The sequence below is a fragment of the Leptospira chreensis genome, from assembly GCF_016919165.1.
In the GTDB taxonomy this organism is placed as follows: domain Bacteria; phylum Spirochaetota; class Leptospiria; order Leptospirales; family Leptospiraceae; genus Leptospira_A; species Leptospira_A chreensis.
In genome coordinates this window covers 78365-93253 of sequence record NZ_JAFFPS010000041.1, presented here as the reverse complement: position 1 = coordinate 93253, position 14889 = coordinate 78365, and the positions used below count along the sequence as shown (strand labels likewise).

Annotated in this window: 14 protein-coding genes; 10 read left to right on the top strand and 4 right to left on the bottom strand. The window is 38.8% G+C overall.

Features of this window, described 5'->3' with window-relative positions; all coding sequences use genetic code 11:
- Nucleotides 1-14 precede the first annotated feature (14 nt).
- Entirely contained in the window at nucleotides 15-248 is a 234-nt protein-coding gene (locus JWG41_RS13040; protein WP_205270366.1) for a ferredoxin, read from the top strand.
- On the opposite strand, the gene JWG41_RS13035 is transcribed toward JWG41_RS13040, so the two are convergent.
- Entirely contained in the window at nucleotides 249-1118 is an 870-nt protein-coding gene (locus JWG41_RS13035) for an alpha/beta fold hydrolase (protein ID WP_232373985.1), read from the bottom strand.
- 1 nt (nucleotide 1119) lies between these two features.
- On the opposite strand from JWG41_RS13035, the gene JWG41_RS13030 reads away from it, so the two are divergent.
- From JWG41_RS13030 to JWG41_RS13015, 4 genes are read left to right on the top strand one after another with little or no spacing between them, the layout of a single operon-like run.
- Nucleotides 1120-2910 carry an ATP-binding protein gene (locus tag JWG41_RS13030; RefSeq protein ID WP_205270365.1) on the top strand — a complete coding sequence of 597 codons (1791 nt, stop codon included), beginning with the start codon at nucleotides 1120-1122 and terminating at the stop codon, nucleotides 2908-2910.
- The gene (locus JWG41_RS13025) at nucleotides 2903-4414 is read left to right on the top strand and encodes a hybrid sensor histidine kinase/response regulator (protein WP_205270364.1); all 1512 of its coding nucleotides are present in this window, start codon (nucleotides 2903-2905) and stop codon (nucleotides 4412-4414) included. Before JWG41_RS13030 ends, JWG41_RS13025 begins: the two co-directional genes overlap by 8 nt.
- 8 nt (nucleotides 4415-4422) lie before the next feature.
- Nucleotides 4423-5403: a phosphotransferase gene (locus JWG41_RS13020; RefSeq protein WP_205270363.1), complete on the top strand. Its 981-nt coding sequence runs from the start codon at nucleotides 4423-4425 to the stop codon at nucleotides 5401-5403.
- A complete protein-coding gene (locus JWG41_RS13015; protein WP_205270362.1) occupies nucleotides 5403-6125 on the top strand; it encodes an NTP transferase domain-containing protein in 723 nt (240 codons plus the stop codon). Before JWG41_RS13020 ends, JWG41_RS13015 begins: the two co-directional genes overlap by 1 nt.
- Here JWG41_RS13015 and JWG41_RS13010 read toward each other — a convergent pair.
- On the bottom strand, nucleotides 6111-7454 hold the full coding sequence (locus tag JWG41_RS13010) for a glucose-6-phosphate isomerase (protein WP_205270361.1): 1344 nt from the start codon (nucleotides 7452-7454) through the stop codon (nucleotides 6111-6113). The genes JWG41_RS13015 and JWG41_RS13010 overlap by 15 nt on opposite strands.
- Nucleotides 7455-7498: 44 nt before the next feature.
- On the opposite strand from JWG41_RS13010, the gene galK reads away from it, so the two are divergent.
- Entirely contained in the window at nucleotides 7499-8668 is a 1170-nt protein-coding gene (gene galK / locus JWG41_RS13005) for a galactokinase (RefSeq protein WP_205270360.1), read from the top strand.
- Nucleotides 8665-9057, top strand: coding sequence for an STAS domain-containing protein (locus tag JWG41_RS13000; RefSeq protein WP_205270359.1), 393 nt, complete (start codon nucleotides 8665-8667; stop codon nucleotides 9055-9057). The genes galK and JWG41_RS13000 overlap by 4 nt, the downstream gene beginning before the upstream one ends.
- On the opposite strand, the gene mtnP is transcribed toward JWG41_RS13000, so the two are convergent.
- Nucleotides 9054-9917 carry an S-methyl-5'-thioadenosine phosphorylase gene (mtnP, locus tag JWG41_RS12995; RefSeq protein WP_205270358.1) on the bottom strand — a complete coding sequence of 288 codons (864 nt, stop codon included), beginning with the start codon at nucleotides 9915-9917 and terminating at the stop codon, nucleotides 9054-9056. The genes JWG41_RS13000 and mtnP overlap by 4 nt on opposite strands.
- Before the next feature lie 92 nt (nucleotides 9918-10009).
- Here mtnP and JWG41_RS12990 point away from each other — a divergent pair, with 92 nt between their 5' ends.
- From JWG41_RS12990 to JWG41_RS12980, 3 genes are read left to right on the top strand one after another with little or no spacing between them, the layout of a single operon-like run.
- Nucleotides 10010-11446, top strand: coding sequence for a DUF4139 domain-containing protein (locus tag JWG41_RS12990; RefSeq protein WP_205270357.1), 1437 nt, complete (start codon nucleotides 10010-10012; stop codon nucleotides 11444-11446).
- Entirely contained in the window at nucleotides 11446-13032 is a 1587-nt protein-coding gene (locus tag JWG41_RS12985) for a phytoene desaturase family protein (protein ID WP_205270356.1), read from the top strand. Before JWG41_RS12990 ends, JWG41_RS12985 begins: the two co-directional genes overlap by 1 nt.
- A gap of 37 nt (nucleotides 13033-13069) precedes the next feature.
- A complete protein-coding gene (locus JWG41_RS12980) occupies nucleotides 13070-13531 on the top strand; it encodes a MarR family winged helix-turn-helix transcriptional regulator (RefSeq protein WP_205270355.1) in 462 nt (153 codons plus the stop codon).
- A gap of 5 nt (nucleotides 13532-13536) precedes the next feature.
- Here JWG41_RS12980 and JWG41_RS12975 read toward each other — a convergent pair whose 3' ends face one another.
- Nucleotides 13537-14805 carry a formylglycine-generating enzyme family protein gene (locus tag JWG41_RS12975; RefSeq protein ID WP_205270354.1) on the bottom strand — a complete coding sequence of 423 codons (1269 nt, stop codon included), beginning with the start codon at nucleotides 14803-14805 and terminating at the stop codon, nucleotides 13537-13539.
- Nucleotides 14806-14889 lie beyond the last annotated feature (84 nt).

The following is a 14889-nucleotide window of genomic DNA, read 5'->3' as shown; positions in this document are numbered from 1 at the left end:
AGTAAAAATACTCTATGGCAGATAAAAGTAGCAAACAACCGGAAAATGTCCCAGGAAAATACTATGTCGACCAGACCTGTGTCCCCTGTAGCGACTGTATTAAGGAAGCCCCTAACCTTTTACAGTATAATGACGACGAAAGTCACATTTTCTTTAAAAACCAGCCAACTAACCCAACAGAGGAAAAACAGGCAAAAGCTGCGTTGGCCATGTGCCCTGTGGATGCCATCGGGGATGACGGAGAATAATTAAGAATTATAGAATATTCTGATATTATTTGCCACTACATCAGGTTTTTCCAAATGGATTGCATGTCTCACTTTTGGAATCCATACCAATTTACTTTTTTTGATATAAGATTTCATTTTTTTCATCATAAACGGCGGAGTGATTTCATCTTCCGCACCAGCCAAAATCAAAGTGGGAATTTGGATTCCCTTCATTTTGGAATCAAAAAATATCTCATCTTCTCGTCTTAAAGTATTTTCCTGCAAGTATTCATTCGGTTTTTCATTCCAGATAGTAACAAGTGTATGGCGAAAAAGATATCCTGGTTCCGGGAATTCTTCTCCGTAAAGATAACGAAGGAGTAAAACCACTTGTTTTTCTGTTTTAGGAAATAGAATTTTTCGCATCCTTTCTCGTTCTGGATGAGGAATTCCACCAGGAGCCAAAAGGATAAGTTTTTTGACTCTTTTTTGAACATCCTGTAAAACTAAATGTTGAGAAGTGAGACCTCCCATCGAATGCCCTACGAGGCAGATGTTTTTTAATTCTAATTTTTGAAAACACTCGAGGAGCAAATCAGCCCAAACATCTATTTGGTATAAATACTTTACGAGTGGTAACTTACTTTGTCCATACCCCGGCAAATCAAATACATATAACGGAAAACCGTCATCTAACAGTTCGTTTACGACTCTTCGGAATCCAAAACTTTCATCGAGTAATCCGTGGAAAAAAACGATTGGTTTTTGGTTGCCATTTCCAAATTTCCAATAAAAGATTTTATGTCCGCCCATCTCAACGAAACAGGGTATACCACCCATATTTTTCATTGATTTACGTCTCTGGGACTGATAGTTTTTAAAAAGGCTTCGGTAAACGTATTTTATCATAATGTTGAATCTAAAAATTGAAAGACTATCGCAGCTTCTCTCCCATTCCCAGAATGGATTGGTTTTCGTCGATCTTAAATCCAAACAAATCCTTTATATCGATCCAAACACAATGGAACGATTGCATCTTAAATCTTCCCAATCATTGGAGATTCAAAATCTCTTCTATGATCATGAACTTTTGGTTTCAGAAATTCATATCCATCCGCAATCAAAAAGTGAATACAAATGGTTTCTAAAAAACCAAAAATCGGAAAGAGTTGCCGTTTCTGTTCATTTTTCCTCGTTAACAGAGTTCTTTGATTCAGATACAGAAATTTATTCTATCACCATCAATTGGAATCATGAGTATGCAGAACAAAATTCGGAAATCATTGACAATCTAGAAATTCCATTTCTACAAGCGGATATCAATGGGAACTTGCTTTATGCCAATGCACGGTTGGTTCATTTGTTCCGGCTCTCAGCGAAACCAATCCAATCTTATAATTTATTCAATGTCCTTTCCTTATCCGAATCCTTAAAAAAAGAAATTTTGGTTCGAAACACAAAACGAATCATTGAATTCCAACCTGAAGTTGGAGAATTGATTACCTTCCAACTACAAAGTTATATCACAACAGAAGAGGGAAAACCGGAAGGCATTACCATTCTTCTCCTCGATCTTTCAGAATTACAAAACGCGGAACGTATTGTCAAATATGGTGAAGACAAATTAAGAACATTCTTTGCGACCATGAACAATGGTTTTGTAATCATCAACAGAGACGCAATCATTCTAGAAATTGCCCCTATCTTTAAATTTTTGTTATTCCAAGTATTTGCATTTGAAGTAGGGGAAGATATCTTCCATTTCTTCGATGTAAAAATGAAATCCAAATTGATGGGAGTTTTACGTACTGTTGTCGAATACCAAAATGTACAAACAACTGAATTCGAATATTTACTTCTTGGGGAAGAACGGACATTTGAGATTCGCTTTATTCCTGTAAGGCGGTTTGATCCCAATGATAAAAAAATCATGTTGGTATTTTCTGATATAACGGAAGCCAAAAGGATGGACAGACAACTTATCGAATCCATGAAATTTGCAAGTATTGGTGAAATTGCCGCAGGTCTTGCTCACGAAATCAACAACCCATTACAAAGTGCCCTTTTGTATTTAGATGATTTGATTACTGTCGATGAAACGGATCCCAATGAACGCCGTAATATTCTAAAAAAAATCGAATCGGCAAATTTACGAATTCGAGATCTGGTAAAGGCACTTCTTGATTTAGGAAGGATGGAAAGTCCAAACCGTGATTTTGTTTCACCATATTATATTTTGGTACGAACCAGTGAACTGGTTGAAGTCAGTTGCCGAAAGAAAAACATCGATTTTACAAGACATGCCGGCCCAAATTTACCGGGAATTTTTGTTCGTTGGCAGGAAATTGAACAAGTATTGATCAATTGTGTGGTAAACTCCATCAACGCACTTTCCGAAATGGAGAATGCGAGACAATATCCAAAAATCGAATTAGGTATTGATCTAGTTAAAAATCAAAAGAAAGAATGGGTCGTATTTTCTGTAGAAGATAACGGACCTGGGATTGATGACGATACTTTGGAAAAAGTTTTTTTACCATTATTTACAACAAGAAGAAATAAACAAGGAACTGGTTTGGGACTTTCTATTTCAAAAAAGATTATCGCCGAACATGGTGGAGAAATCTATATTAAAACAAAGGAAGGAACAGGAACTAAGGTAGAAATTTACCTTCCTGCCCATACAGATGACAATGGATAAAATTTTAATCGTAGATGATGAAGAAGACATCCGAATCGCCTTAAAAAGAGTTCTATCTCGCGAGGGATATCAAATTGAACTCGCAGAATCCGCATCCGAGGCAATCCGCAGAATTTCTTCAGGGGAAACATTTTCAGTCGTTATTTCTGATATTCTAATGTCCGGGATGTCTGGAATTGATTTCACCAAATTCGTTGCAGAAAAAAACATTAATTTGCCTGTAGTTTTGATTACAGGAAATCCAAATCTTTCCTCCGCCGAATCCGCAATTCGTTACCATGCCTTTGAGTATATTTCCAAACCTGTAGATAAAACACAGATTCTATCGGTTGTTAAGCGAGCATTAGAAGTAAAAAACCAAAAAGATTCCGATTTAGAAAAATTGATGTTATCGGAAAAATTGGAAAAAGCCCTCAGAACTCAAAATTTAGATTTAAACAGACAAAACGCAGCCATACTCAATGCCACTTCCGATGCCGTGATCACAATCGATTCAAGATTAACGATTGTTTCCGCAAACAAAGCAAGTTTTGATATGTTTCGATTTCATACACCTTTGGATTTAATTGGTCAGTCTGTTAAGATTCTATTTACTGAAAACAAAATGCAAAAGTATATGAGTCAGGTGGCAAAGGTTTTGGGGGAAGAAGCAAATAAATCTACACTCCAATTATCAGATGCCACTTTATTACGTTCAGATCATACTACGTTTTTAGCAGATATCGCCATCTGTTCTTATAGTTTGGATGGAGATACTTATTACACAGGTGTTATCCGAGATGTGACACAAAAAAAACAAATGGTAGAACAACTCATCCATTCCGAACGTCGCGCATTTTTATCAGTAGTGGCTGCAAGTATAGGACATGAAATCAATAATTCATTAACTGCCATCCAAGGGTTTGTGGAAATGGCCTCCAGAGAAAATGCAGACATGATGTTAAAGGATAGAGCTCTGAAAGTCACTCTCAACCAAACAGAAAAGTTACGAGCATTGACTTCCAACTTATTACAGTTGGGAAAATCATTAAAATCAAATAGCGAACAGTCCAAAGTTTTAGATTTAAACAAAGAAATTTCATCCGTCCTTCAAGTATTCAAAGAAACTGCCAAATTAAAATACTGTCAGATCAAAAGAGAAGAATCCACCGAAGAAGTTCCGATCCGAATGAATTCAGATCAATTTGCACTACTGTTATCAAACATTCTATTGAATGCCGCAGATGCCACAAACAACATTGGAACGATAGAAATTTCTTCCTACCAAGATCAAAAGTATTCTCATCTTGTTGTTACAGACGATGGGGAAGGTATGTCGCAAGAGACCTTAGATAAAATCTACGAACCCTATTTCACAACCAAAGAACTGGGAAAGGGTACGGGCCTGGGAATGTTTGTGGTCAAACAAATTGTAGATAATTTTGAAATTCGGTTACAAATTGAATCAGATGCCGGCAAAGGTTCCAAATTTCATTTTATTTTTCCAAAGGTTTCTGAAACATAGTTGCTTACGTGTATCCAGGATTCAATGACTCACAACTAGAATTGATTTTTTCTCGTTATGGTAAAGATTCTAAAATCGTTCCCTTACAAGAAGAAGCATCCACAAGGCGTTACTTTCGTATCACCACTTCCCAAAAAACAGATGTTGTGGTTTGTGTTGATGAAGTAGTAAACGAAGATTTTATCATCATCTCCGAATTTCTAAACACCAATGGAATTCAGGTTCCTAAAGTTTTGGATGCCAATCGAGAGATGGGACTCACATTTATGAGTTTTGAAGGTTTGGATGATTTTAGCACTTACAACCTCAGTGATTATAAAAGTAAATTTCCTATCCTAATCGATTTAATCTTAAAACTCCAATCTCTAGACCCGCCTCCTCTAGTAAAAAATAGAAAATTTGATACAGAAAAGCTCAGCTTTGAAACCAATTTAACTTTGGAAAAATTCGAAGCATTTCGAAAACAGTTTCATCTCAAAACAGAAATTTCTAATGAAGCAAACGCCTTTATCGAAGAAACCGTCGGATATCTAAACAAATATCCGATCAATGTTTTTACCCATAGAGATTTCCATTGTCGCAATCTTTTGATACCACCTAATTCTAATTATGCTTTAATTGATTTTCAGGATGCAAGGATGGGAGTTCCGCAATATGATTTGGCTTCAATTTTATACGATGCCTACTATCCACTGCCGAGAGATTTTCGATCTTTAATGTTAAAATCCTTCCGGGAACGAAACCAGGACCAAACCAAAAAATTCAACGATACATTTTACTTACAAGCTTTACAAAGATCCTTCAAAGCATTGGGAACCTATTTCCGAATGGTTACAGACCACAAAAAAGATAAATTCAAACCTTCCATCCTATCTTGTCTCAACCAACTAGAAGAAATCATCCAATTGGGAATGTTTGCCGATTCCTTGTTTATATTTGTTCGAAGTTTGCGAGAAGAACTCAGTCGTCATAAGGACTTTAAGATTTAATGAACGCCTTTGTTTTGGCTGCCGGGTTTGGCAAACGCATGGGTTCTCTCACCGAAAATTGCCCCAAACCTCTGTTAAAAATCCAAGGGATCACTTTACTCGATTATAGCCTTTATCTACTGAATCAATGGAAAATCTCTAAAGTTTGGATCAACACACACTATTTAGGTGAACAGATCAAAGTTCATGTAAAAAATTTTAAACAATATCCCATTGCAGTTTTAGAAGAAAAAGAAAAAATCTTGGGAACTGCGGGCGGAATCCGTACTGGTTTTCCAGAAGAATCATCCAAAGAGCCGGTTTTACTGATTAATCCTGATACTTTATTTTTCCCCAATTCCGATTTTTCACCTAAGACTAGTTTAGCGAATAATTCAAAAATCCATTTGTATTTACTACCCGCGCCTACGGACCAGACGTATACAAAAATCAATATTGAAGCAAGCGGGCGTTTGGAATTTGGAAGCGGCTCTTATTACTATATTGGGCTTGCGATTTTAAATCCAAACTGCCTAAGCCATTTGGAAAAAAACCAATACCACGATCTTTCCGATATTTTTAAAGAATGTGCGAAGAGAGGGGAAATCACCGGAGAGGTTTTCCCCGGATCTGTTTTGGATTTAGGAACTAAAGAACTTTGGGATGCCTATATAACCAAAGACATTTTTGGAACTGAACTTTCCAAAATCGAATCCTTTGTTAAGTCCTCATATATGGCTTAGAATTTCATTTTTCCGTTTTTCATATCCTTTTTTTCCAAGCAGAGCAAACATATTGTTTTTATAGTCTTCAACACCTGGTTGGTCAAAAGGATTTACCCCTAACATATAACCGGAGACACCGCAAGCAAATTCAAAGAAATACAAAAGTTCTCCAATGGTTTCTTCGCTTAACACTGGCAATACGATTTCTAAACAAGGAACGCCGCCATCTTTATGCGCAATGAGAGTCCCAAGCATAGCATTTTGGTTTACTTCGGAAAGTTTTTTGCCGGCTAAATAATTGAGACCGTCGCGATCATCGGTTTTTTCGGTTAGATAAACATCTTGTTTGGGAGATTCCACCTTGATGACTGTTTCCATGAGATGGCGTTCTCCATCTTGGATGTATTGTCCCATAGAATGAAGATCCGTAGTGAATTGTACTGAGGCAGGAAATATTCCTTTCCCATTTTTCCCTTCACTTTCGCCAAACAACTGTTTCCACCACTCGGATACAAATACCAAAGCTGGTGAATAACTCACTAGAATTTCTGTTTTTTTACCTTGGGTATAAAGAGCGTTCCGAATGCTTGCGTAGTGCGTAGCAACGTTCCCTTCCGAAGCAGTTTTTGATTTTAATTCTGCTTCCATTTGTTTGGCGCCATCGATGAGTTTGTTGATACTAAATCCAGCGGCCGCAATTGGTAATAACCCAACCGGTGTGAACACCGAATAACGGCCACCGACATCGTCAGGAATCACAAAACTAGGAAATCCGTATTCATCAGCAAGTTGTTTAAGTGCTCCCTTTTCTTTGTCCGTTGTTGCAAACACTCGGTTTTTGACATTTTCCCTTCCATACTTTCGTTCCAGAAGAGAAAGTAACAACCGAAAGGCGATGGCAGGTTCGGTTGTTGTCCCAGATTTAGAAATTACATTTACTGAAAATTCTTTGTTCTCTAAAAAAGCTAACAAACGTGCATGATAATCTGCATCCAAATGATGACCGGCATAGATGATCTTTACGGATTTTCTATGGGATTCATGTCCTCCGAATTCAGGAGTTAAAGCTTCTATGACAGCACGTGCCCCGAGATAACTCCCACCAATTCCCACGACGACCAAATACTGAGAATGAGATTGGATGGTTTCGGCAGCCAGTCGTATCTTTTGTAATTCTTCTGCAGTGATTTGGCCGGGAAGGTCCACCCAACCTAAGAATTCATTTCCAATTCCTGTTTTTTGCAGTAGAGTTTGTCGGGCTTTTTCGGCATTTTCTAATTCTTTCTGAATCAAAGTTTCAGTAAGAAAAGATTTCACAAAGCGATCCGAAATTTTTAGGTTCGACATAGCACCTGTCCTAAAATAAAGTATGGCATCGAAAGGAAGATGAAGTGGATTCTTTTAGAAGTAAAGAAAATTTGAATCGATTTGAATCAATATTTGGAAAAACAAAACAACTCCCTCGTTTGTTTCAAGCTCCCGCTAGAATCAATATCATTGGAGAACATGTAGATTATTTAGGGGGAACGGTACTTCCTGCTGCTATCAATTTTGCCGTACAAGTATACCTTCGCCCAAAGGATACTGCCTCCTACAAATTACACTCCGTCACATATAACGAAACCGTAGAGATAAAGAAACCTCTAACACCGAATCCCCAAGCACCGTGGTCGGACTACATTGCAGGTGTCATTGTTGAAATTGAAAAAAAAGGCCATGTGGTTCCCGGTTTTGATTTATTAGTCGATGGAAACATCCCCCAAGGATCAGGCCTTTCTTCTTCGGCAGCCTTGGAAGTGGTCACAGGTTTTGCGATTGGAGAAACATTTGGATTGGACATTTCCAAAGAAGAGGTGGCCCTCATTGGCCAAAGGGCAGAAAATCATTTTGTTGGAACCAAATGCGGAATCATGGACCAATTCGTCATTGCTGTCGGCAAAGAGAATGATTGTATTTCCTTAAATACGGATACTCTAAAATACTCATACCACCATTTTGATTTGGGAGATTACGAATTTTACCTCATCAATTCCAATGTGAAACATAGTTTAAAAGACAGTGCGTATAACCAGCGCCGAGCGGAATGTGAGTCTGCACTTGTAAAAATACAAACAAATTATCCAAATTTTACACACTTGTACGATGTGAACCTTACAGAATCAGAACTCGACGCATGTCGCCTAACGAATCAAGAGTGGAAACGAACCAAACATGTCACTTCAGAACGGGATAGAACCAAAATTGTGATCGAAGGATTGGAATCAGGCAATTTTAAAGAGGTAGGATCGGCTCTTTTCCAAACACATTGGTCTTTATCTAAAGAATTCGAAGTCTCTTGCCCCGAAACTGATTTCATTGTTGCTTCTTTGCAGAACCTGGGTGTCACTGGTGCGAGAATGATCGGTGGTGGGTTTGGTGGATGCGTACTCGTACTAGACTTGAAGGATCATTTTTCTAAAATCGAAGAAGATTTAAAAAAAAGTTATCAACAAAAATTTGACCTTGCGATAGACTTCTACAAGTTTCAAATTTCGGACGGGGTAAAGGAAATTTTAATATGATCGAAAACTGGAGTGATTACACAGTTGAAAGTGGCGACTTCAAAATGGAAGTCCTCCAACAAAGATATGTCCCCCTTCCAGAAACTGCTGTGTACTTTGAATTGTCAGGAGAAATCAATCTATACAATTCACAGGTAATGAAAGAAAACTTGGAAATTCTCATTTCCAAAGGGATCAACAACGTCTTCCTCAATTTTGAACAAGTCAGTTATATCGATAGCTCAGGGCTTGGTGTTTGTTTGGGGATTCATTCGAGACTTATGAAACAAAAAGGATACATTCGTATCATTTCCCCGTCTGAAAAAGTAAGATATGTTTTGGAATTAACTAAGCTGAAAAGCCTGCTCCAAATTTATCCGACATTGGAACAGGCCGTACAGTCTGTTTAGAAATAGGTAGGGAAAAGGAATTTTAATTTTTCAATTTGTTCTGGGTTTCTTTTTTCTGGTGCAGTCACCAAAGAAAATTTTGTACTCCCCACAAGGCTTGTATCATCTGATTTTCCTAATAAGTCAATGAGAGCTGAAAGTAACTTCTTAGCTGTTTCCGCATTTTTACTTAAGTTTCCTAAAACCATTTCCAAAGTGACATGGGCTTCATCTTCTTTCCAACAATCATAGTCAGTAGACATACAAACCATCTGGTAGAGAATCTCTGCTTCCCGCGCTAGTTTTGCTTCCGGTAGAACTGTCATATTGATGATATCAGCTCCCCAAGATCTGTACATATGAGATTCGGCTCTTGTAGAGAAGAGAGGGCCTTCCATACAAATCAATGTTTTGTTGGTATGGATCGGAAGGGAGATTTGTTTGGCTGCTTCTTCTACTTTTTTACCAAGACCTGGTGAAAACGGATCAGCAAACGGAGCATGTGCGACCATTCCATTTTCAAAAAATGTGGATGGTCTTGCTTTCGTGCGGTCAATGATTTGGGAAGGGATGATAAAATCTCTAGGGGCAATTTCTTGGCGGAGGCTTCCCACAGAACTAAAAGCAATGATTTCTTCAACGCCTAACTGTTTCAATGCGGCAATGTTGGCACGAACAGGAACTTCGCTTGGATTTAAAGAATGTCCTTTTCCATGTCGTGGTAAAAATGCAATTTCTTTTCCTTTGAACCGACCAATGGTAATAGTGTCCGATGGTTTGCCCCAAGGAGTTTCAGGATGGATTTCTTTAATGATTTCCATTCCATCGATTGAATATAGGCCAGTTCCGCCAATGACCCCGATTTTTACTACATTTGACATATGAATCCTCTTAAAGTGCAGTTTTCCCCCAACGATTTTGGTTGCATTCGTTTTTTACCTTTGCAAAGTATAGAATGCTCATGGGAGAATACATGAAATTCAAAATATTACCCTTAACCACTCTAACACTTCTGTTTTTTACTGCCGGTACCATCACATCCGATTCCGCTTTTGATCTGTCCACACAATCTGACCGCAAAACAGTCAGTGTGACTATCTACAATGGGGGGATTGGTCTTGTTCGAGAAACTCGAACTTTGAATCTCTCGAAAGGAATTCGCACTTTACGTTTTGAAGATGTTCCTTCACTCATCATCCCCCAAACAGTTCGAGTCAAAGGAGAAGATTCCAAAAAACTCACCGTCTTTGAACAAAACTACGAATACGATTTAATTTCTCCTGAACGCCTGATGGACAAATACATTGGAAAAGAAGTGACCCTTCACAATGAAGGAAAAGAAAAAACAACTACCGTTAAAGCCACACTGATTGCAAACAACGGAAACCCAGTGTATAAAATTGGTGACGAAATTTCCCTTGGATACAATGGAAGGGTGACAGTTCCAACCATCCCTGAAAATCTTTATGCCAAACCTACTCTTGTTTGGAAATTAAAGAACGATACAGAGAAAGAACAAACTGTAGAAGTTTCTTACCAAACAAATGGTCTCGGATGGTCTGCTGACTACATTCTTGTTTTGGACAAAGAGGAAAATAACTGTGGTTTGAATTCTTGGGTCACCCTAAACAACAACTCCGGTGCTGAGTTCAAAAACGCAGTGTTACAGTTAGTTGCGGGAAAGGTGAACCTAATCTCCAATCAAGTGAACTCTTATGCAACACAACCCCGCGCTGTGAAAAAAACAATGATGAAAGAATATGCTGAGTCCGATGCTGCCCCTGAATTCAATCAGGAAAATTTGTCGGAATACTATTTATACACATTGGATCAACCAACAAACATTGGTTATAACCAAACCAAACAAGTCCAACTTTTCCAATCCGAAGGTATCGAAATCAAAAAGTATTTTGTTTTTGAAAATCTACCGATGTATGAGGGAAATGAAAAAAATTTCAATAACGCCACCGTTAAATACATCTTCAAAAATGCTAAGAAAAACAATTTGGGAAGACCACTCCCACAAGGAACCATCCGTGTTTTTAAAGCAGATTCCAAAGGACGCCAACAACTTCTAGGAGAAGATACAATTGATCACACTCCAGAAAATGAAGAAGTCAAAATTCGAACAGGCCAAGCTTTCGATGTCGTTGCCAATGGAAAACGTCTTTCCAATGAAGTGTTCAAACTTTCACGCGGAGACAAATCGACTTATTCTGTAGAAATTCGAAACAGGAAAAAAGAAGAGATCGAAGTAAGATTCTACGCAAGTCTTTGGGGAGATTGGAATATCACAAAATCTTCTCATAAATTTACAAAAGAATCAGCAACCAAAGCTTATTCCGATGTTCCAGTGAAAGCAAACGAAACCGTTACCGTGGAATATACTGTAGAAACTAAATACCACTAATGGACAATCAATATGACGTGATTATTATCGGTTCTGGTATTGGTGGCCTCACGGCCGCCTCTATCCTTTCTCAAGTAGCTAAAAAGAAAGTATTGGTTCTCGAGCGTCATTTTAAGTTAGGCGGATTTACCCACACCTTCAAAAGGCTTGGAAAATTTGAATGGGATGTGGGAATCCATTACATTGGTGATTTAGGTGAGGGTTCGATGTTACGAACTCTCTTTGATTCCATCACAAGAAAGGGTGTCACCTGGAACAAAATGGAAGAACCATTTGAGGTCTTCGATTACCCGGGTTTGAGTTTCCCGGTTTATGGGGAAAAAGAACGATTTAAGTCAGACTTAAAAGAAAAGTTTCCGAGCGAAGTCGAAGCCATTGACAGATACTTTCGTGATGTGGAATCCTTCACCCAATGGTTCGGAAGGCATTTTACTCTAAAAGCGCTACCGGCTGTTTTTGAAAAGGCCGCTAAGTTTTTAAACCTAAACCATATCCCTTCTCCCTATATCACCACGAAAGAATATATGGAAACAAATATTCAGGATGAAAACTTAAGAGCCATTCTAAGTTCTCAGTGGGGTGATTATGGACTTCCTCCTTCTGTCTCTTCTTTTGCCATCCACTCGATGATTGTGACACACTACTTTAACGGGGGTTACTTTCCGATTGGGGGATCTTCCAAAATTGTAGATTCGATTGAACCCATTGTCGAGGAAAACGGGGGGAGTTTAAAAATCCTCCATACCGTAAAAGAAATTCTTTTGGATGGAGACAAAGCCATTGGTGTAAAAGTAGAAGTCCAAAAAGGAAAAACTTTTTTAGAACAAGAATTCTTTGCAGATGTGATCGTATCCGATGCCGGAGCCTACACCACCTACAACAAATTGTTACCCAAAGAACATTCTGTCTCCTTCCAAAAACCTTTGGAAACTCTCAGCACACAAGGAACTACATCCATCACACTCTATATTGGATTTAAGGAATCTCCACGAAAACTAGGATTCCATGGCGAGAACCATTGGATCTTTCCTGACAAAGACCATGATGCCTGTTATGCGAAACGAAATGATTTGGTTTTTGGAAAACCTCCCATGATGTATTTGTCCTTTCCTTCCTTAAAAAATCCAGAAGCCGAAGGGCATACCGCCGAAGCCATTAGTTTTGCTGACTATTCTCTTTTTGCCAAATGGAAAGAGGAACCCTGGAAAAAACGGGGGGAAGACTATACCAAACTCAAGGAAACCATCACAGAAGGGATGTTATCATTTTTAGAAGAGCGATTTCCAGGATTTCGAGACCTCATTGAATTCACAGAACTCTCCACACCCATCACCACAGAATTTTTTACCGGACATAAAGAAGGTTCCATTTATGGACTTTCCTGTACACCGGAGCGCTTCCAACAAGAATGGTTAGGTGTGAGGACAACGATCAAAAATCTTTACCTAACAGGGGCCGATGCCTGCTCTCCGGGCGTTGCCGGTGCCTTAATGGGTGGTGTGGCGGCATCTTCCGTGGTTTTAGGGCTCACGGGAACTCTACGGCTCATGAAAGATCTTTTCCAAAAGAGCCAAGAAACCAGTTGACAATTGGTTTAAGATTTGATAGTTTGATATTAAACTAATGGGAACAAAATTTAAAGGATCTAAAAAAGAAGTACAAGCCCTGGATGCGTTCATTAAATTGAAACGCGCTGCGGAATCTCTGTCTTCCCGACTCATTTCTGAATTCACTAAGTGGAATATTTCAGAAAGTCAATTCGGGGTTTTAGAGACTTTGTACCATTTGGGTCCCCTCTGCCAAAAAGATCTAGGGGACAAAATTCTAAAGAGTACAGGAAACATCACTCTCGTGATCGACAACCTGGAAAAAAGAACTCTCGTGGAACGTGTGCGTGGTGTGGAAGACAGAAGGTTTATCTCTGTCCACCTAACTGCAGAAGGAAAAAAACTAATCGAACAAATTTTTCCTGATCACGTAAAACGGATCACTTCAGAATTTGCAGTGCTCTCTCCGGACGAACAAGAAGTTCTTGGAAAGATCTGTAAAAAACTGGGCAAAAGAAACGAAGTCTTAGCTAAATAATAGAATCAATCTCGGTAATCCATTACCAAACGAAATCCAGCTCGCCTATCTTCTGATAGGTTGGGAATCCCACCATAAGACCTAGCACTTGCTGTAGAGTTTTTTGCTGCGTCCGAATACGAACCCCCGCGAACCACTTTGTAAATTTTCCCAAACGAGAAGTTTTTGATATGATGGCCCGGATACAACTGGTAATCACTCGATGTCCACTCCGGCGCATTCCCACACATTCCAATGACACCATAAGGACTTTCTCCTTCGGTGGAGAGCTCATAAACAGACTGTGCCTTTCCTATTTTTGATTCTCTAGTATTACAATAAAGGGAATCGTATTCATCCCCAAAAGGGTATTTCGTGGCAATGATTTGATACCCTAAGGTTTCGTCCCGATTGGTAAACTCAATCACACCGGGACCGCGGGCTGCCTTTTCCCATTCCCATTCGGTAGGAATTCGTTTTCCCACCCAACTCGCATAACGTTCGACTTCGCGATACGTGAGATGGATCACAGGAAAATCCCCTTCCCCTTCAAGATACTTTCCCCCAATCCAATGGGGAGGACTTTGCGTATTGGTTTGTTTTAAAAAATAAGCATATTCTGCATTGGTAACTTCAAATTTATCAATATAAAAGGAAGGTATCTCTTTTAGGTTCGAAGGTTTTGGTTCTAAAAAATACGGGTTAAAACTGTCGGCAGAAGGATCGGTTCCTTGTCCGTATAAAAATAGACCACGTGTGACAAGGACCATTTCTTTTCTATCTTTGGGATGAAAGACTGTTTTTCTAGGAGGGGTGTATCTTCCTTTAAAAAAGGCATCTGGTTCTGTGAAAAAATCTTCTTCGATATAACTAGAAATATAGGCATCGGTTGTGATCTCTTTCATTTTTGAACTGAGATCCGGTTTGTAATCGCCGACTAACACTACCTCTATGAATTGATTGTTTTTATTGATATTTTTTTCTTCCCAAACGGTATCTCGCACTACAAGGACACCTTGTTTGAGATCGGTGAGTTTTTGATATACAGGAAATTCTTTTGTATCGGCAAATAAAGATTTAATTTCTTTCAAAGAGAGTTTGGAGATTCGTTGGTTGCGATAGATTCGAACTTTGATCCACAATCTATTTTTATAAACACCAACCACTTCCCCTTTCCAGAGTTGGACTTTCTTTTTGGTTGATGCAAAGGGTGATTCTTCCGAAGTTTCCTCTTGCGAAACAAGGGGTGCCGCAGCTATCCCCAAAACGAATAGAATCAATAGTAATTTTTTCATACTGTCTTTTATCATCATCGGCGTATTTTGCAGAAACCTTTTGATTGAAATTTCCTGTGCATGTATACAATCTGTGGGAAAGGG

Coding starts and splice junctions, on each gene's coding strand:
- JWG41_RS13040 (WP_205270366.1), top strand. CDS start 15: ATGGCAGATAAAAGTAGCAAACAACCGGAAAATGTCCCAGGAAAATAC.
- JWG41_RS13035 (WP_232373985.1), bottom strand. CDS start 1,118: ATGATAAAATACGTTTACCGAAGCCTTTTTAAAAACTATCAGTCCCAG.
- JWG41_RS13030 (WP_205270365.1), top strand. CDS start 1,120: ATGTTGAATCTAAAAATTGAAAGACTATCGCAGCTTCTCTCCCATTCC.
- JWG41_RS13025 (WP_205270364.1), top strand. CDS start 2,903: ATGGATAAAATTTTAATCGTAGATGATGAAGAAGACATCCGAATCGCC.
- JWG41_RS13015 (WP_205270362.1), top strand. CDS start 5,403: ATGAACGCCTTTGTTTTGGCTGCCGGGTTTGGCAAACGCATGGGTTCT.
- JWG41_RS13010 (WP_205270361.1), bottom strand. CDS start 7,454: ATGTCGAACCTAAAAATTTCGGATCGCTTTGTGAAATCTTTTCTTACT.
- JWG41_RS13000 (WP_205270359.1), top strand. CDS start 8,665: ATGATCGAAAACTGGAGTGATTACACAGTTGAAAGTGGCGACTTCAAA.
- mtnP (WP_205270358.1), bottom strand. CDS start 9,917: ATGTCAAATGTAGTAAAAATCGGGGTCATTGGCGGAACTGGCCTATAT.
- JWG41_RS12990 (WP_205270357.1), top strand. CDS start 10,010: ATGAAATTCAAAATATTACCCTTAACCACTCTAACACTTCTGTTTTTT.
- JWG41_RS12985 (WP_205270356.1), top strand. CDS start 11,446: ATGGACAATCAATATGACGTGATTATTATCGGTTCTGGTATTGGTGGC.
- JWG41_RS12980 (WP_205270355.1), top strand. CDS start 13,070: ATGGGAACAAAATTTAAAGGATCTAAAAAAGAAGTACAAGCCCTGGAT.
- JWG41_RS12975 (WP_205270354.1), bottom strand. CDS start 14,805: ATGAAAAAATTACTATTGATTCTATTCGTTTTGGGGATAGCTGCGGCA.